The sequence below is a fragment of the Geodermatophilus sp. SYSU D00663 genome (assembly GCF_054050655.1).
In genome coordinates this window covers 90,466-106,060 of record NZ_JBJGZT010000012.1, presented here as the reverse complement: position 1 = coordinate 106,060, position 15,595 = coordinate 90,466, and the positions used below count along the sequence as shown (strand labels likewise).

Sequence of the window (15,595 nt, the reverse complement as noted above, 5' to 3'; positions counted from 1 at the left end):
ACGGGTCAGACGTCGGTGGGCACCCCCCGGTCGAGCCACCGGAACCGCCGGCGGACGTCCTCCGGCGCGGCGGCCAGGTCGCGCTCGGCCGCCTCCCGCCCCTGCCGGAAGTGGCTCCACCCCTCGTGGTGCACGGGGACGACGACCCGCGCCCCGGTCGCCCGGCACACGGCGGCGGCCTCCCGGCCGGTCATCGAGTACCGGACCGGCCCGGTGACGGGGAAGCGCACGCCGCCCAGGTGCAGCACCGCGACGTCGACCCGCAGCCGCTCGGCGACCCGCCGCAGCCCGGGGAAGGCCACGGTGTCCCCGGAGATCCACAGCACCCCGCCGTCCGCGCCGGCCTCCCGCACGGCGAACCCGACGACGTCGCCGACCAGCCGGCGGCTCAGCGGCGGCCCGTGCCGCGCCGGCGTGGCGGTGACCTCCAGCGGCGGGAGCCCCGGCGCCTCGAGGACCGTCGTCTGCCAGTCCCGCAGCCCGCGGGCGCCGTCCCCCAGCCGGCGGGCGCCGGACGCGGTGGTGACCACCACCGGCACCTCGGCGAGCAGGGCGCGGCCGGCGTCGTCGAGGTTGTCGGCGTGGTGGTCGTGGCTGAGCAGGACGGCGTCGACCGGCAGCACGTCGGCCGGTGCCAGCGCCGGTCCCGCCGTCTTGGTCGACCCGGTGCCCCAGCCGAAGGCGTAGGCGCGTCCCGGCGGGTCGAAGGTGGGGTCGGTGAGCAGCCGGCGCCCGGCGACCTCGACCAGCAGCGTCGGGCCGCCGACGTGCGTCAGCCGCACGTCACTGCGCGCCGGCGACCTGCGGACGCGGTCCCGTCGCGTGCGCCAGCGCCCAGTCGAGGACCTCGTCGGCGATCGCCTCCCAGCCCGGCGAGGCGGGCAGCAGGTGGGGGTAGCCGGGGTACTCGCGCACCTCGGTCACGGTGTCGCCGCGGTAGTGCGCCGCGTTCGACCGCTGGACGGCCGGCGGCATGATGTGGTCCTCGCCGCCGGAGACGAACAGCAGCGGCGGCCGGGCCTCGTTGCCGTAGTCGACGTGCGCGTCCTGCGGGCCGGGCATGAGGTTGGCCAGCACGGAGCTCCACAGGATCCGGCCCGACGCCGGGACGTGGTACCGCCGGTACAGCGCCCGCGACTCGTCCTCGGGGAACGTGTTGGTGAAGGCGTAGTGCCACTGCTCCTCGGTCAGCCCGACGGCGCGGTGCCGGTTGGCCGGGTTCCTGAGCACCGTCCAGGTGGAGCGCAGCTGCGACAGCGGCACCACCCGCACGCCCTCGGTCGGCGCGGAGTTGAGCACCACGCCGACCGCGCCGAGACCGCGGTCGAGCAGCAGCTGCACGAGCGTGCCGCCGGCGGAGTGGCCGATCAGGACCGGCGGCCGGTCCAGCCCGCGGACGAGCGCGGACAGGTGCTCGACGATCGCGGGCAGCGTGACCTCGGCGATCGGCGTCGGGTCGGCGTTGAGCGCCTCGACCTCGCCCTCGAAGCCGGGGTAGGTCGGGGTGAGCACGCGGAAGCCGCGCTGCTCGTAGTGCGCCTTCCAGTCCTCCCAGCTGCGCGGGGTCACCCAGAAGCCGTGGATCAGGACGATGGTGTCCGGTGCGGTGGTGCCGGGTGCCGGTGGCGTGGTCACGGTCGCTCCCCTCGGAGGTGGTGCCCGGTCGGCGCGAGCCTGGCAGCGGACCCGGCGGGCGAACGGTCCCTGCGTGCACGGCTGCGGTCCCTGCCTGCATCCGTGCGGGTTCCGGGAGGAGCCCGGCTCTGCCAGGCTCGGCGTCCACGGGAACGTCTGCTGCCCGAGGCCCAGGGACGGCGCATGCTGCTCTTCGACACCACCCCGCTCCCCCGCGCCGACCGCGCCGAGGCCTTCCACGTCGCGATGCAGGAGGCGTCGGCGGCCTGCCGCGTGGAGCACCGCGAGGACCCCGCGGCGGTGCAGGCGCGGGTGCAGGCGTTCCCGTACGGGACGGCGGTGCTGCTGGCCACCGACGCGACCCGCTTCCGCATGGTCCGCACCCGGCGGCACGTCGCCCGGGACGACGCCCCGCTGGTCGCGCTGGCCTTCCAGCACCGCGGCCGCGGCGAGTTCGACCAGCTGGGCCACGAGCAGGTGGTCGAGGACGGGGACCTGATGCTGGTGGACATGAGCGCGCCCTACGGGTTCGCCTGCGCGACCGGCGGCGGGTCCCGCGCGCTGCTGGTCCCCCTCGACCGGCTCGGCCTGCCGGTCGACGTCGTCCGCCGGGCGGCGCCGCGGCTGCGGGCCAGCGCGCTGCACGGGCTGGTGCGCGCGCACCTGCAGCGGATCGCCGACGACGCCGCGGCCCTGTCGGCCGACCCGGGGGCGGCCGCGCTCGAGGCGGCCACGGTCGAGCTGGTCCGCGCGCTGGTCGTGTCCGCGGCCGGCGACGACCGGCTCGGGCCGCCGGTGCGGGAGGACACGCTGGTGACCCGGGTGCGGGCGTACGTCGCCCGGCACCTCACCGACCCCGGCCTCACCCCGGCCGCCGTGGCCCGGGCGCACGGCGTCTCGGTCCGGCAGCTCTACAAGGCCTTCGCCGCGGCGGGCGCCAGCCTCGAGCAGGAGGTCATCGCGCGGCGGCTGGAGGCCGCGCGGGCCCGGCTGGCCTCACCCGCCGGTCGGCAGCGGTCGATCGCCGCGACCGCCCGCGCCTGCGGCTTCGCCGACCCCAGCCACTTCGCCCGCCGGTTCCGCGAGGCCTTCGGGACGAGTCCGCGGGAGTGGCAGCGGGCGTCCGCCGCCGGCTGACCGCCGGCCGGCGTCGACCTCGGTGCGCGGGCCGCCACGGGCGAGGAACGACGCGACGCCGGGCGGGCGGTAGCGCTCGTCCTGCAGGTACCGGCGGACGGTGGTCGAGGCCAGGCTCTCGGTGCGCGGGTGGCCGACGCCGATCGGCCGGTGGTACCGCGGCAGCAGCCGGTAGAGGCCGGTGCGGGAGTCCCGCAGCTCGCCGAGCGGGTCGGGCACCGGGCGCGGGCGGTTGTCGTCCGGGGCCCCGCCGGGCGGGGGCGGCGCGAAGGCGTCGCGGTGGAACGCCAGGCCGCACTCGCGGGCCCGGTCGACCATCCACAGCAGCGCGACGTCGGACAGGGAGGTGTCGCGGTAGCCACCGCCGACGCCGCAGTGCACGCCGGAGAACCAGACCTGCTCCAGCCGCTGGCCCTCCGGGCGGGCGTCGCCGCGGTGCGGCTCCCACAGCGTGGGCCGGAAGGCGCGGCGGGTCTCGTCCACGGCCAGCGCCTGGAAGGCGTTGCGCACCTTCGAGCTCAGCGTCGTGTCGTGGAACGCCCACCGCCGGTTGACGAAGCCCAGGCCGCGCACCGGCAGGCCGAGCGCGCCCACGGTGTCCCAGACGCCGATGAAGTGGACGTCGGGCTCGTAGGAGTAGGACCGCCGGAACAGCTCGGCCTCGGTGCCGCGGGGATGGGCCTCCCGGCACCGGTAGAGCTCGTAGGCCTCGTCGAGCCGGCCGGCATGGCGGCGCTCCAGCACGCCGGCGGTGCGGACGAAGCCGGCGGTGCTGCGGGCGGTGAACGCGCCGCGGCTGAACCCGAAGAACCACAGCTCGTCACCGGGCTCGTAGTTGTCGACGATCGTCCGGTAGGCGTCCTTGACGGCGCGGGACAGGCCGACGCCGAACGCGCCGCCGCGGTACCGCTCACCGCGTGCGGTGCCGACCCCGCGCAGGTAGAAGACGCACTGCCGCAGCCCGTCGGCGCCGGCCGGGGCGACCTCCAGGGCGAGCTTGGTGACGTTCGTCGGGCACGGCCGGCCCTCGGCCACCTGGTCGGGGGTGTTCCAGGTGCCGTCGCAGCACACGACCAGTCGCTTCGGCATCGTGCCTCCCGCGTCGCTCCCCGCCACGGTGCTCCCCCGCCGCCCGGCCGACAAGGCCCCGCCGTGCCGCCGTGCCGCCGCCCCGCCGTGCCGCCGCGCCCTCGCTTTGCCGACCCGCCGGGACGCGGGCAGGCTCGCCGCACACGGGGCCCGCGACGAGGGGACGCCCATGAGCACTCGGGACCAGCGCTCCGTCTGGCGGCGCCTGCCGGTCGAGCAGATGGACGACGTCGAGGAACGGAACGCCGGCGGCGCGCTCGCCAAGAGCCTGGGGCTGTGGCAGCTGACCGCGATCGGGGTCGGCGGCATCATCGGCGTCGGGATCTTCTCCCTCGCGGGGCTCGTGGCGGCCGGCGACGCGGACAACGAGCCCGTCGGGCCGGCCGTGCTCATCGCCTTCCTGATCGCGGGCCTGGCGTCGGCGGCGGCGGCGCTGTCCTACGCCGAGTTCGCCGGCATGATCCCGCGGGCCGGCTCCGCCTACACCTACGGCTACGTGGCCCTCGGCGAGCTCATCGGCTGGTTCATCGGCTGGGACCTGCTCCTGGAGTACATCGCCATCGTCGCCGTCGTGGCCATCGGCATCTCCGGCTACCTCGGCGAGCTGCTCGACAACCTCGGGCTCACCCTGCCGACGTCGCTCACCGCGTCCGCCGAGGAGGGCGGCGTCGTCAACGTCCCCGCCGTCGTGATCTGCCTGCTCGTCACGTTCATCCTCAGCCGCGGCACGAAGACCTTCGGCCGGTTCGAGTTGATCGCCGTGGGGATCAAGATCCTGCTGATCCTCGGCATCATCGGGCTGGGCGTCTTCTACGTCCAGGCGGGGAACTACGATCCCTTCCTGCCGTCCGGCTTCGGCCCGGTGCTCACCGGCGCGGCCACCGTCTTCTTCGCGGTCTTCGGCTACGACGCCATGAGCACCGCCGCCGAGGAGGCCCGGGACGGCAAGGAGCACATGCCGAAGGCGATCATCCTGTCGCTGGTCATCGCGATGCTGCTCTACGTCGCCGCGACGCTGGTGCTCACCGGGATGCAGGACTACCGGGACATCGACCCGACCGCCGGCTTCGCCTCGGCCTTCGAGAGCGTGGGCCTGCCGGTGGTCGCCGGCGTCATCTCCGTCTTCGCCGTGCTGTCGATCCTGACCGTGATGCTGACCTTCCTGCTCGGCGTCACCCGCGTCTGGTTCTCCATGAGCCGCGACGGGCTGCTGCCCCCGTGGTTCGCGAAGGTGGACCGGACCGGCACGCCGCAGCGGGTGACCTGGATCGCCGGCGTCGGGTCTGCCGTGCTCGCCGGCGTCTTCCCGATCCGCGCCGTCGCCGACCTGACGAACATCGGCATCCTGTCGGCGTTCATCGTGGTCTGCGTCGCGGTCATCCTGTTCCGCTACACCCGGCCGGACACCCCGCGGCCGTTCCGGTTGCCGCTCATGCCCGTCGTCCCGGCCTTCGGGGTGCTCGCGTCGCTGTTCCTCATCTGGCAGCTGCCGTGGGAGACGTGGGCCCGCTTCGGGGTCTGGCTGCTCATCGGGCTGGTCATCTACTTCGCCTACGGGCGCAAGCACTCGCTCCTGAACCCGGACAGCCCGAGCCACCGCCGGCCGGTCGACGGCTGAGCGGCGCCGCGGCCGTCAGGGGCGGAGGGCCTGGCTCCCGCGGTAGGAGAGGTCGCGGACGGCGCGGAACAGCGCGACCGGCTGGAGGTCGTCGGCCCCGAGCGTCGGCCGGAAGCGCAGCGCCTCGGACTCCGCGTCCGGCAGGGCGGCGCCGAGGGTCAGCCGTCCCCACCGCCTCCAGCCGCCGGCGAGCGGTGCCGCCAGCAGGTCCCAGCCGGCGCCCGTGTCGCGCGCCCCGAGCACCACCAGGCGGCCGTTGCCGGTCCGGTACGGCAGGACCGAGGAGCACGTCCGGCCGAGGGGCTCCGGCAGGAACAGGTGGCGCAGGCCGGGCAGGCCCCCGGAGGTGTTGACCAGGACGTCCAGCGGTGCCCCGCCCCGGCCGAGCAGCGGGAGGCGGACCGCCAGGCCGACGACGTCGGGCAGCGGCTCCGGCAGCCCGACCCCGCGGGAGACGCGGACGACGACGTCGTACGTACCCGCCTCGTCGAGGACCCGGGCACCCCGGGTGCCGCCGCCGTCGGTCACCACGGTCCCGGCGGACGCCCGTCCCCGGGGGTGGAACACGCGCGCGCCGCGCACCGCCGTCCCGAGGGCGAGCGCGGACGCGGTGACGGTGCGGGGCAGGGCGAGCAGGTCCACGCCGCCCGGCCACCCCGCGTGCCCCGGGTGGACGCCCGCGTCGCGGGAGGACCCCGGTCACGCCCGGCGGGGCTACCGTCACCCCGTGGGCGTCGTCCTCCGGGGCCTGCGCCAGGCGCTGGCCGCGGTGCTGCTCGCGGCGGCCGTGGCTCTGGCCGTCGCGGGGCTGTGGAGCCTGCTCGGGGACGGCAGCTTCCTGTCGCGGTTCGCGCTGGTCCTGCTCGTGCTGGCCGGCCTCATCGGGCTGACCAGCGGCGCGGTGTTCACCCGGGCCCACGAGTACGAGCACGGCCGGCGGCCCGACGTCGACGACCACGGCTCCCCCGGTGGGGTCCTGACCGGCGTGGGCGTCTTCCTGTTCGTGTCCCTGCCGCTGTTCGCCGCCGGCGCCGTGCTGCTCACCGTCGCCTGAGCACGGCGGACGAGGCCGAGGACACGGGTCCGTGCGACGCTCGGGCACGGCTGTCCTCGACGGCCGTCCCGGGACGACGACGCCCGCCCGGGGCCGACCCGGCGGTCGAGGAGGAGCCGGACGGCATGGACGGCGTGCGGCTGCTCGAGGTCGCGATGGAGTCCGCCGCTCGGCTCCCGGCGAACCACTCGTGACGCTGACGTGCGAGCCCGAGCACAGCTGGGCGCTGCAGCAGCGGTACGAGGAGCTCGTCCCCGGCCACCCCGTGGACGAGCGGCACCGGCTGACCATCCGTGCCGGTGACGCGGGACCTCGTCGACGAGCTGGTGCGCAACTCGTACGAACTGGTCGTGGAGGGACTGCCCAGGGCCAGGCGCCCGGGCCCGTCACACGGCGAGCCGTGAGACGCCGGGACCAGGACGGGACGGGTCCCTCGTCCGCCGTACCCACCGTCGCCTGAGCGCGGCCTCCGTACGGAGGCGTTGGGCCCTGTCCCGCCCGCCGCGGGCGGGGCACCGTTGACCGGGCGGGGGACGACCGTGCGACCGACGACGCCCACCGGAGGCTGCCGTGCCGACGACGCGGAGGACGACCGGCTCCCTGCGAGCGGCGGTGCTGGTGACCGGCGTGGTCGCCCTGACCGTCACCACCGTCCCGCCCGCGGCGGCGTCCTGGCCGGAGGTGATCGTCCTGCCGGGCGCCACCTCGGCCGAGGGCATCGCGGCGGGTGCAGGGGACACGTTCTACGCGGGCGACCTGTTCGCCGGCGACGTCTTCCGCGGCGACCTCGAGGCGGGCACCGCCGAGCTGTTCATCGACGCACCGGAGGGCCGGTGGGCGGTCGGCATGGACGCCGACCTGCGGCACGGCCTGCTCTACGTCGCCGGCGGCGGCACCGGCCAGGCGTACGTGTACGACCTGCACTCCGGGGAGACGGTCGCGGAGTACCAGTTCGCGCCGCCGTCGCCGGCGCCCCCGGCGGCCTTCACCACGCTGGTCAACGACGTCGTCGTCACCCCGGCGGGCGCGTGGTTCACCGACAGCCGGCGTGCCGTGCTGTACCACGTGCGGATCGACGCCTCCGGGCGGCCGGGGCCGTTCCGCACGCTCCCGCTGCACGGGCCGGCGGCCGACACCGCCGGCGAGATCAACCTCAACGGCATCGACGCCGCGCGCCACGGCGGCACGCTGGTCGTCGCGCACTCGACCAACGGCGAGCTGTACACGGTGGACCCCGCCACGGGCGACAGCGCGGTCGTCGCCGGGGTGAGCGTGCCGTCCGTGGACGGCATCGAGCTGCACCGCGACTCGCTGTGGGCGGTGCAGAACACGAACCGGGTGAGCGAGGTCCGGCTGAGCCCGGACCTGGCGTCCGGGTCCGTCGTGGAGGTCGTCACCAGCGACCTCTTCCAGACCCCGGCGACCGCCATCCGGCACGAGGGACGGCTCGCCGTCGTCAACGCCAAGTTCGACACCGGCATCCCGCCGACCGCGTCGCGGTACGAGGTGGTGCTCGTCCACGACTGACCCCTCCGGGAGGGTCAGGGCGTCCCAGCGGGAGGGTCGTCGAACCGGGCGAGCACCATCGGCAGCAGCCAGTCCAGGCGGTCGAGCACGCCGCTGCCCGGCGGCATGAAGTGGGTGGTCCCCGGCAGGATCGCCAGGCGCGCCCGCGAGAGACCGGCCAGGTCGCCCATCGCGCCGCCGCCGAGGAGGCGGAAGAGCTCGACCGCGGACTCGGCCAGGACGGCATCGGCGTCCCCGGCGACGACCAGGGTCGGCGCGGTGATCCCCCGGATGTCCTCGGCCGGCCAGTCGAAGGGGGTCTCGTCGAGCGTCTTCAGCTTCTGGACGAGGACCGGGAAGTGGCCGGGGTCCGGGGCGGTGGCCCGGTAGGCCTCCTCCAGCGGCGACCCGGCGAACACCTCCGGGGTGATGGTCGGGATCATCTCGAGCAGTTCCGGCTGCGTCCCCCTGCTCGAGTGCGACGCCGAGACGACCACCAGCGTGCGGACCACCTCCGGGTGACGGACGGCCACCTGCAGCGCCGCGGCGCCGCCCATGCTGTAGCCCAGGACGTCGGCCCGCTCGATGCCGAGGTGCGCGAGGAGGCCCGCGGCGTCGTCGGCCAGGCCCTCGTAGGTGATCGGCCGGTCCACGTCCGCCGTCCGGCCGTGGGCCTGCAGGTCCGGGACGACGACCTCCCGGGTGGTGGCCAGGGCGCCCACCAGCGGCCCGAGGTCGCCGGCCGACATGTACGCGCCGTGCAGGAGGAGGACCGGGCCGCCCGCCGGCTCCCCCGTGGGCCCGTGGACCTCGTAGTACATGCGCAGCCTGCCGACCGGCGCGTACCCGGTCCTCGTCGCGGTGGCGGTGTCGGTCACGGGGCCCTCCTCGGCGGTCCGGAGCCAGGCGATCGTCGCGCGACCGGCACGGCGGCGGGAACCCCCGCGGGCCCGGCGGACGTGACAGCGTGGCCGGGTGGACCGCGCCGGCGTGATGCAGTGGGTGGCCGGGTACGAGCGCGCGTGGCGGGAGGGGGACGTGGCCGCGGTCGCCCGGCTGTTCACCGACGACGCGCGGTACCGGCGCTCCCCTACGAGCCGTCGGAGGTCGGCCACGCGGCGATCCGGGCGTTCTGGCGGGAGGACGAGGGCCGGACGTTCACGGTGGCCGCGGAGCCGGTCGCCGTCGAGGGGCGCGACGCGGTGGTGCGGCTGGAGGTGCGGTACGGCGCCCCGGCGCCGCAGGAGTACCGGGACCTGTGGGTGCTGCGCTTCGCCGACGACGGCCGGGTCGAGGACTTCGAGGAGTGGGCGTACTGGCCCGGCAGGTCCTACACCGCGGAGGCCGACACGGCCGGCTGAGGGGCCGCGCGGCGGATCCGCGCCTGGGACCGCGGGCCGTCGCGCCCTACGCTCGTCCGGCATGGCGACGGTCTTCGCCGGGATGGCGGCCAGCCTGGACGGCTTCATCCAGTCGAGGTCCGGGGACCTCGCGTGGCTCAACGACGCCATGGCCCCGGGTGAGGACTACGGCTTCGCGGAGACCGAGGCCCGCACCGGGGCCTACGTCGTCGGCGCGAACACGTACCGGGAGATGGGCACCGCCGGTGTCGGTGGCGTGCCGACCTGGGTGGTCACCCACGACGCCGACCTGCCGACCGGCCGGAACACGCACGCGTACGCCGGCGACCTGACCCGGCTGATCGACACCGTGCGGTCCCGGATCGACCCCGGCAGGGACATCTGCGTCTTCGGCGGCGGGCGGCTGGTCACCCAGCTCCTGCAGCTCGGGCTCGTCGACGAGCTGGGCGTCTCCGTCGTCCCCGTCGTCCTCGGGGACGGCGTGCCCTTCTTCGGCACGATGACGGCGAGCACCAGGCTCCGGCTGATCGAGTGCCGCCCCTTCCCCTCGGGGATCGTGCTGCTCAACTACCGGGTGGTGCGGCCCTAACCGGTGTCCCCGCCGTGCAGGGTGGGCCGGTAGACGAGCTCCTGGATGCGGCCGTCGAACGTCCGGCTCCCGAGCAGCTCGAGGTCGAAGTCGGCCGCGCCCGCGAAGACCGGCGCCGTCCCGGTCCGGCCGGTGATCACCGGGAAGACCGTCACCTGGACGCGGTCGACCAGGCCGGCGGCCATCAGCGCCCGGTTCACCGACAGGCTGCCGTGCGAGCGCAGCGGCACGTGGGACTCCTCCTTGAGCCGGGCGACGACGTCGACGGCGTCCCCGTGCTCGAGGGTCGCGTCGGGCCAGTCGAGGGGACCCTGCAGCGTCGTCGACACGACCGTCGTCGGCATGGTCCGCATCCGGGTGTTCAGCGGGTCGGTGACCTGGGCCGGGTCCAGGAACCGCACGAACTCCCGGAAGGTGGTGGCCCCGAGGACCAGCCGCTGCTCCGCGCGGTACTGCGCGAGGCGGTGGTCGAGGAACTCCGGGCCCTCCTTGCCCCAGTAGCCGCCCCAGTCGCCGTCCTCGCCGTAGGAGCCGAAGCCGTCGAGGGTGGAGAAGACGTCGAAGGTGTAGGTGGCGGTCACGATGCCCTCCCCGGGCGCGGCCGGCCGGCTGCCGGGCGCCGGACGGCGTAGCGCAGCAGGACGACCCCGTTGCCGAACCGCCGGTTCTCCACCAGCTCCAGGTCGGTCGGCTCGTCGGCGGTCTCGAACAGCCGTCGACCGCGGCCGACGACGACGGGGTTGACGTAGAGCCGGTACTCGTCGACCAGGTCCAGCCGGCGGAAGGTCTCGGCCAGGTCGACCCCGCCGAGCGTCATGTCGCCGCCGGGCTGCTGCTTCAGTGCGCGGATCTCGTCGGGGTCCACCTCTGCCCGCAGCGAGGCGTTGGGGCCGACCTCCCGCAGCGTGCGGGAGAACACGATCTTCGGCACCGCCCGCCAGATACCGGCGAACTCGCGCATCGTCGGCGGGGCGTCCGGGTCCTGGTCGGCGGTCGGCCAGTACGCCTCCATGAGCTCGTAGGTGACCCGGCCCTCGAGGAAGGCGCTCTTGGTCGCGAGCTCCTCGTTGAAGTGCCCGTGCAGCTCCTCGTCGACGCGGTGCCAGCCCAGGTCGTGGTCCGGCCCCTCGAAGTAGCCGTCCAGCGACAGCATCATGTGCACGACGATCTTCCGCATCCGTCCTCCTGGTCTCCGACCCGGTCCGGGAGCTCGGACCGGCGGACGGGGACGAAGTCATCGGTCCCGCCTCCCGGGAGCCGCCCCGGGGGACACGGCGGCGCGACCTCACACCGCCGGGCGCTGTGCCGGTATCTCCTGGAAGGCGCGGACCTCGATCCGCGCGCCGAGCGCCCGGGACGCCTTCGCCGCCCAGGAGACGGCCGCCGCCCGGTCCGGCGCCTCGACGACCCAGAAGCCGCCGAGGTACTCCGGCGCCTGCGTGTACGGCCCGTCGGTGAGGGCGAGGTCGTCCCCGGTGTGGTCGACGGTGACCGCGGTCGACGGCGGGTGCAGCCCACCGGCGAAGACCAGCGCGCCGGACGCCGCCAGCTCCTCCAGGAAGGCGCCGGCCGCCGCCAGGGCGACCTCCAGCTCGGCGGGGTCCATCGTGGCCATCGTCGGTTCCTCGGCCGAGTCGTGCGGCATGGACAGCAGGTACTGCGTCACGGGTCCTCCCGGGTGGTCGCCGCGGCCCGTCCGGCCGCTCCACGAGAGGGACCCCGGTCGCCGCATCGACTCATCGGTCGGGTCCCGTCGGTGGGGTCGCCTGGCGGCGACACACCGGCAGCCACCCGCGACCGGGCCCGGACGACCGGACGCCGTCGACCCGGTCGTGCGCGGATCGGCGGAGGGGGACGACGGACGAGTCGGCCTGCCGATCCGGGGCCGGCTGTTCAGCGCCTGGTCTCGTACCTGGTCAGGAGCACGCCGCCGCGGAACGTCCGGGTCTCCACCAGGTCCAGGTCCACCCGGTCGTCCAGGGCCGGGAAGAACGGCGTGCCGCCGCCCACCAGGACCGGGTGGGTGACGAGCGCGTACTCGTCGATCAGCCCGGCCCGCATGGCCGCCGCGGCGAGGGTGGCGCCACCGACGTCCATGGGACCGCCGTCCCCGGCCTTGAGCCGGGTGATCTCGGTGACGGCGTCGCCGGTGACCAGGCGGGCGTTCCCGTCGACCGCGCTGGCCGTCGAGGAGAACACCACCTTCGGCATGTCCCGCCAACGGCGGGCGTACTCGATCTGCGCCGGTGTGGCGCCGGGCTGCCGGTCGGCGGTCGGCCAGTGGGAGCTCATCGTCTCCCACAGTCTGCGCCCGTACAGCGCCAGGCCCGTGGCCTCCACCCGGTCGGACCACCACTGGAACAGCTCGTCGCTCGGCACGCTCCAGCCGAGGTCGTCGCCGGGCGCGGCGACGTAGCCGTCCAGGCTCAGGTTCATGGCGAAGGTCAGTCTCCGCATCGCGTGGCCTCCCGTGGGTCGGTGTTCGGCGTACGGACCGACACGGCACGGAGAACTGACCGGTCGGACCACACCCAGGGCCGGTCGACCACCGCGCCGAGCGGATGCCGCGTACGAGGAGGGACGACGACCGGCACAGCGCCCCGTGGGACGGGTCGCCGCCTCGTCGTCCGGCCGCTCGACGTCCACGCCGCCGGGTCGCAGGGGCCGCGTGACGCGAGCCGGATCATCCCGGAGCCGATCGTCGTCAGCAGCCGCAGCCGGGAAGAGGGCGAGCCGACCTCGGCCGACGATCGCCGTGACCGACCGACGTCAGCCACCTCTGGCCCGGCTCCGGCGACCGGCCGAGGGCCGCCGCCGACCCCGTTCCCGGCCGAGCGGCGGACCCCGCGCGGACCGGCGCCGCGCCCTGACCGCAGACCCGCAGGTCACGGCGGGCGACGGACGAGTCGGCCTGTACGCCGGGTTCTGTCCTCGGGCGCCTCGCGGCCTCCCGATGGGCGGTCATCCATCTAGGCCCGCCGTTGCCGGCGGGCTCGAGCGGTCCACCCGCAGGCTCGGGCGGGCAGCCCTCGAACGCCTGCGCAGGACGGTGTCCGGTCGCCCGGCCACCGCCCCTTCTCGACCTTGCTCCGGGTGGGGTTTACCGAGCCGCACCGGTCACCCGGTGCGCTGGTGGTCTCTTACACCACCGTTTCACCCTCACCAGCAGCGGACTGCTGGCGGTCTGTTCTCTGTGGCACTGTCCCGCGGGTCACCCCGGGTCGCCGTTAGCGACCACCCTGCCCTGTGGAGCCCGGACGTTCCTCGGCGACGGGGTCTCCCCCGCCGACGCGACCGCCCGGCCGACTCGTCCGTCGTGCCGACCAGTCTACGGACCCCCTCAGCGGAACTGCTCAGTCCGCGCTGCGGGCTCCCGCGGACGCTCCTACGGTGGCTCCGTCCGGCCGGTCGTCACGTCCTCCACCGGGGGAACCGAGCCGGGTGCCGCCGAGTCGCGGCCACCGCGGTGGCCGTGAGCCGGGGACCCACCGCACCACCGGGGTGAGTCCCACCTCCCGGACCCGGGAGGGGGTAGGGCGCAGTTCCCCGCCCGAACCCGTCAGCTGACCCGGTAGGCGGCCACGGGAGAACGGAGAACCACCACGGGGTGCGCCGACGGCGCCTGCCCCGGCGTGCCCCGCACTCTGCGACGAGCGCCGCGACCCGCCCACCTCCGCCGGTCGCCGCGCCTCCACGGACCGGAAACGACCGGCCTCGCGTCGGCCTGCCCTCCAGCAGCCGCCCGCCGCCCGGCCGCGTCCCGGCCCGTCCCGCAGGTCCCCCCACGCGACGGGTGACCGCCGAGCCACGGACGGCGCCACGCGGAACCGACGTCAGGAGCTCTCCTCGTCATGCCCTCGAACAGCAAGCGCACGATCCGCCGGACCCTCACGGCCGGCGCCCTCGCCGTCGCCTTCGGCCTCAGCGGCCAGTCGGTGGCCCAGGCCGACTGGGACGGCCCCCGCCGGGACGGGTCGAACGGCTGGTCCCAGGACCGGGGAGGAGCCGCGGCGCCCGCGCCCGCGGCCCCCGCCGCCCCCGCGGCCGCACCGGCAGCCGCCCCCGCCGCCCCCGCGGCGGTGTCCACGAACCTCACCGGCGCGCCGACCGCCTCCTCGACCTCCTACAGCGCCTGGGCGGCGCACGTCCGCCCCGTCGTCGCCGAGGTCGTGCAGCAGTGCGGGGTGTCCACCGTGCTCACCCGCCCCGGGCACTCCCCCACCCAGCAGCTCGCCGCGGACTTCATGGTCTACGCCGACTCCGCCAAGGGGAACGCCGTCGCCCAGTACGTCCTCGACAACGCCGCGCGCATGGGCGTCGACTACGTCATCTGGAAGCAGCGGATCTTCGTGATCGGGAGCTCCGGCTGGCGGGCGATGGAGGACCGCGGGTCCCCCACCGCCAACCACATGGACCACGTCCACGTGAGCTTCAACCCCTGACCGGCCCGGACGCGGCCCCGGGCGCACCCCGGGGCCGCGTCCGCCTCAGCCGGCGTACAGCGCGAAGCCGGCCACCCGCCGGCCGTCGACGACCGGGGTCGCCGTGTCGACCTGTCGCCGTGCCTGCTCCTCGACCGGGTCGGCCGACAGCGCCTGCAGGTAGCGGCGGTGCTCGGCCAGCGAGGCCACCGCCCGGTCGACGACGTCGGTCACGTCGACGGTGTGCGTGACCCCCACCGGCGTGGAGACGGCGGTCCAGCGCACCCCGCGCCAGGGCTCCGGGTCGGCGAGCTCGGCGAAGATCCACTCGTTGGCCGCGTCGCCGACGGCGTCGACCACCGCCCGGCCCAGCACCCGGTGGTCGGCGCTGTTCCAGTAGCCGAGCGGGGCGCCCGGCGGCGTCCACGTGTCGCCGAAGTGCAGCGTGACCACGAGGTCGGGGCGGTGCCGCCGGATCGCCGCCGCGACCGCCCGCCGCAGGTCCAGCCCCTCGGTCAGCCGCCCGTCGGGGTGGCCGAGGAACTCGACCACCGACACGCCGACCACCGCGGCCGCGGCCCGCTGCTCGCGCTCGCGCAGCGGCCCGGCGGCCTCCGGCGGCAGCCCGGCGATGCCGGCCTCGCCGCTGGTGGCCATCACGTACCGGACGTCGCGCCCGGCCGCCGTCCACGCCGCGACGGCGGCCGCGCAGCCGTACTCCACGTCGTCGGGGTGGGCGGCGACGACCAGGGCGCGCTGCCAGTCCTCGGGGAACGCCTCCGTCATGCGGGCAGTCTGCCCGCGGCCGCTGACGCTCAGCGCCCTCGGGCCACCCGCAGCGCCGCGGCGATCATCGGCGCCTGCAGCGGCAGCCGGACCACCGCCGCGGCCAGCATCGCCGGCCGCCCGCGCGCCACGCGGAGGTGGTGCAGGTGGGCCGGCACGAACGACGCCAGGAGCGCGGCCGCGGCCCGTCCCCCGGCCCGGCGGCTCGCCGGCGCGGCCAGCAGCGCGGCGGTGCCGACCTCGGCGACCCCGCTGACGAGCACCCAGGCGCGGGCGTCGCCGAGCTCGGGCGGCACCAGCCACTCGAACGTCCGCGGCCGCACCAGGTGCAGCACGCCGGAGCCGCCGAGGGCGGCGGCCAGCCAGGTCGCCGGGGCGGGGAGTCGCACGCACCGACCG

17 protein-coding genes, 1 other RNA gene, 1 pseudogene and 1 riboswitch are annotated in these 15,595 nt (G+C 75.7%); of the genes and pseudogenes, 7 read left to right on the top strand and 12 right to left on the bottom strand.

Annotated elements, in window-relative coordinates; translation table 11 throughout:
• Nucleotides 1-5 precede the first annotated feature (5 nt).
• Both ACI79Z_RS11535 and ACI79Z_RS11530 read right to left on the bottom strand, forming a co-directional pair.
• Nucleotides 6-782 carry an MBL fold metallo-hydrolase gene (locus ACI79Z_RS11535; RefSeq protein ID WP_387984731.1) on the bottom strand — a complete coding sequence of 259 codons (777 nt, stop codon included), beginning with the start codon at nucleotides 780-782 and terminating at the stop codon, nucleotides 6-8.
• Nucleotide 783: 1 nt separating this feature from the next.
• The gene (locus tag ACI79Z_RS11530; RefSeq protein ID WP_456902711.1) at nucleotides 784-1,635 is read right to left on the bottom strand and encodes an alpha/beta hydrolase; all 852 of its coding nucleotides are present in this window, start codon (nucleotides 1,633-1,635) and stop codon (nucleotides 784-786) included.
• 183 nt (nucleotides 1,636-1,818) lie between these two features.
• Here ACI79Z_RS11530 and ACI79Z_RS11525 point away from each other — a divergent pair.
• Nucleotides 1,819-2,703: pseudogene (locus tag ACI79Z_RS11525) on the top strand (AraC-like ligand-binding domain-containing protein); the annotation flags it as partial.
• Here the strand turns inward: ACI79Z_RS11525 and ACI79Z_RS11520 are convergent.
• Nucleotides 2,632-3,861, bottom strand: a complete 1,230-nt coding sequence (locus ACI79Z_RS11520) for a DUF2235 domain-containing protein (protein ID WP_387984736.1) — start codon at nucleotides 3,859-3,861, stop codon at nucleotides 2,632-2,634. The pseudogene ACI79Z_RS11525 and the gene ACI79Z_RS11520 overlap by 72 nt on opposite strands.
• A 169-nt stretch (nucleotides 3,862-4,030) precedes the next feature.
• On the opposite strand from ACI79Z_RS11520, the gene ACI79Z_RS11515 reads away from it, so the two are divergent.
• Complete coding sequence (locus ACI79Z_RS11515; RefSeq protein ID WP_456902710.1) at nucleotides 4,031-5,479, top strand: amino acid permease; 1,449 nt, start codon at nucleotides 4,031-4,033, stop codon at nucleotides 5,477-5,479.
• Nucleotides 5,480-5,494: 15 nt separating this feature from the next.
• Here the strand turns inward: ACI79Z_RS11515 and ACI79Z_RS11510 are convergent, their stop codons facing one another.
• Nucleotides 5,495-6,121, bottom strand: a complete 627-nt coding sequence (locus tag ACI79Z_RS11510; protein WP_456902709.1) for a hypothetical protein — start codon at nucleotides 6,119-6,121, stop codon at nucleotides 5,495-5,497.
• A gap of 85 nt (nucleotides 6,122-6,206) precedes the next feature.
• On the opposite strand from ACI79Z_RS11510, the gene ACI79Z_RS11505 reads away from it, so the two are divergent.
• Both ACI79Z_RS11505 and ACI79Z_RS11500 read left to right on the top strand, forming a co-directional pair.
• Nucleotides 6,207-6,533, top strand: a complete 327-nt coding sequence (locus ACI79Z_RS11505; protein WP_456902708.1) for a hypothetical protein — start codon at nucleotides 6,207-6,209, stop codon at nucleotides 6,531-6,533.
• A gap of 570 nt (nucleotides 6,534-7,103) precedes the next feature.
• Nucleotides 7,104-8,060, top strand: a complete 957-nt coding sequence (locus ACI79Z_RS11500) for a hypothetical protein (RefSeq protein ID WP_456902707.1) — start codon at nucleotides 7,104-7,106, stop codon at nucleotides 8,058-8,060.
• Between the two features lie 14 nt (nucleotides 8,061-8,074).
• Here the strand turns inward: ACI79Z_RS11500 and ACI79Z_RS11495 are convergent, their stop codons facing one another.
• A complete protein-coding gene (locus ACI79Z_RS11495) occupies nucleotides 8,075-8,917 on the bottom strand; it encodes an alpha/beta fold hydrolase (RefSeq protein ID WP_456902706.1) in 843 nt (280 codons plus the stop codon).
• Nucleotides 8,918-9,202: 285 nt separating this feature from the next.
• Here ACI79Z_RS11495 and ACI79Z_RS11490 point away from each other — a divergent pair, with 285 nt between their 5' ends.
• Entirely contained in the window at nucleotides 9,203-9,400 is a 198-nt protein-coding gene (locus ACI79Z_RS11490; protein ID WP_456902705.1) for a hypothetical protein, read from the top strand.
• A 61-nt stretch (nucleotides 9,401-9,461) separates the two neighbouring features.
• A complete protein-coding gene (locus ACI79Z_RS11485) occupies nucleotides 9,462-9,989 on the top strand; it encodes a dihydrofolate reductase family protein (protein ID WP_387984753.1) in 528 nt (175 codons plus the stop codon).
• Here the strand turns inward: ACI79Z_RS11485 and ACI79Z_RS11480 are convergent.
• From ACI79Z_RS11480 to rnpB, 5 genes are all read right to left on the bottom strand, one after another.
• A complete protein-coding gene (locus ACI79Z_RS11480; RefSeq protein WP_456902704.1) occupies nucleotides 9,986-10,570 on the bottom strand; it encodes a dihydrofolate reductase family protein in 585 nt (194 codons plus the stop codon). The two genes, ACI79Z_RS11485 and ACI79Z_RS11480, sit on opposite strands and share 4 nt — an antisense overlap.
• Entirely contained in the window at nucleotides 10,567-11,166 is a 600-nt protein-coding gene (locus ACI79Z_RS11475) for a dihydrofolate reductase family protein (protein ID WP_456902703.1), read from the bottom strand. The genes ACI79Z_RS11480 and ACI79Z_RS11475 overlap by 4 nt, the downstream gene beginning before the upstream one ends.
• Before the next feature lie 108 nt (nucleotides 11,167-11,274).
• A complete protein-coding gene (locus ACI79Z_RS11470; protein ID WP_456902702.1) occupies nucleotides 11,275-11,655 on the bottom strand; it encodes a YciI family protein in 381 nt (126 codons plus the stop codon).
• Nucleotides 11,656-11,882: 227 nt separating this feature from the next.
• Nucleotides 11,883-12,446, bottom strand: a complete 564-nt coding sequence (locus ACI79Z_RS11465) for a dihydrofolate reductase family protein (protein ID WP_456902701.1) — start codon at nucleotides 12,444-12,446, stop codon at nucleotides 11,883-11,885.
• A gap of 441 nt (nucleotides 12,447-12,887) precedes the next feature.
• Nucleotides 12,888-13,299, bottom strand: an RNA gene (gene rnpB, locus ACI79Z_RS11460) — RNase P RNA component class A.
• A 125-nt stretch (nucleotides 13,300-13,424) separates the two neighbouring features.
• Nucleotides 13,425-13,582, top strand: a riboswitch (cyclic di-AMP (ydaO/yuaA leader).
• Between the two features lie 258 nt (nucleotides 13,583-13,840).
• Here rnpB and ACI79Z_RS11455 point away from each other — a divergent pair.
• Complete coding sequence (locus tag ACI79Z_RS11455; RefSeq protein WP_456902700.1) at nucleotides 13,841-14,431, top strand: hypothetical protein; 591 nt, start codon at nucleotides 13,841-13,843, stop codon at nucleotides 14,429-14,431.
• 45 nt (nucleotides 14,432-14,476) lie between these two features.
• Here ACI79Z_RS11455 and ACI79Z_RS11450 read toward each other — a convergent pair whose 3' ends face one another.
• Both ACI79Z_RS11450 and ACI79Z_RS11445 read right to left on the bottom strand, forming a co-directional pair.
• On the bottom strand, nucleotides 14,477-15,196 hold the full coding sequence (locus tag ACI79Z_RS11450; protein WP_456902699.1) for a PIG-L deacetylase family protein: 720 nt from the start codon (nucleotides 15,194-15,196) through the stop codon (nucleotides 14,477-14,479).
• 29 nt (nucleotides 15,197-15,225) lie between these two features.
• Nucleotides 15,226-15,585 (bottom strand): DoxX family protein, encoded by a 360-nt coding sequence (locus ACI79Z_RS11445; RefSeq protein WP_387984783.1) that lies wholly within the window; start codon nucleotides 15,583-15,585, stop codon nucleotides 15,226-15,228.
• Nucleotides 15,586-15,595: the final 10 nt, after the last annotated feature.

Excerpts from the sequence above, each read along its gene's own strand:
- ACI79Z_RS11520 (WP_387984736.1), bottom strand. The coding sequence starts at position 3,861 with ATGCCGAAGCGACTGGTCGTGTGCTGCGACGGCACCTGGAACACCCCC.
- ACI79Z_RS11465 (WP_456902701.1), bottom strand. The coding sequence starts at position 12,446 with ATGCGGAGACTGACCTTCGCCATGAACCTGAGCCTGGACGGCTACGTC.
- ACI79Z_RS11475 (WP_456902703.1), bottom strand. The coding sequence starts at position 11,166 with ATGCGGAAGATCGTCGTGCACATGATGCTGTCGCTGGACGGCTACTTC.
- ACI79Z_RS11450 (WP_456902699.1), bottom strand. The coding sequence starts at position 15,196 with ATGACGGAGGCGTTCCCCGAGGACTGGCAGCGCGCCCTGGTCGTCGCC.
- ACI79Z_RS11485 (WP_387984753.1), top strand. The coding sequence starts at position 9,462 with ATGGCGACGGTCTTCGCCGGGATGGCGGCCAGCCTGGACGGCTTCATC.
- ACI79Z_RS11515 (WP_456902710.1), top strand. The coding sequence starts at position 4,031 with ATGAGCACTCGGGACCAGCGCTCCGTCTGGCGGCGCCTGCCGGTCGAG.
- ACI79Z_RS11455 (WP_456902700.1), top strand. The coding sequence starts at position 13,841 with ATGCCCTCGAACAGCAAGCGCACGATCCGCCGGACCCTCACGGCCGGC.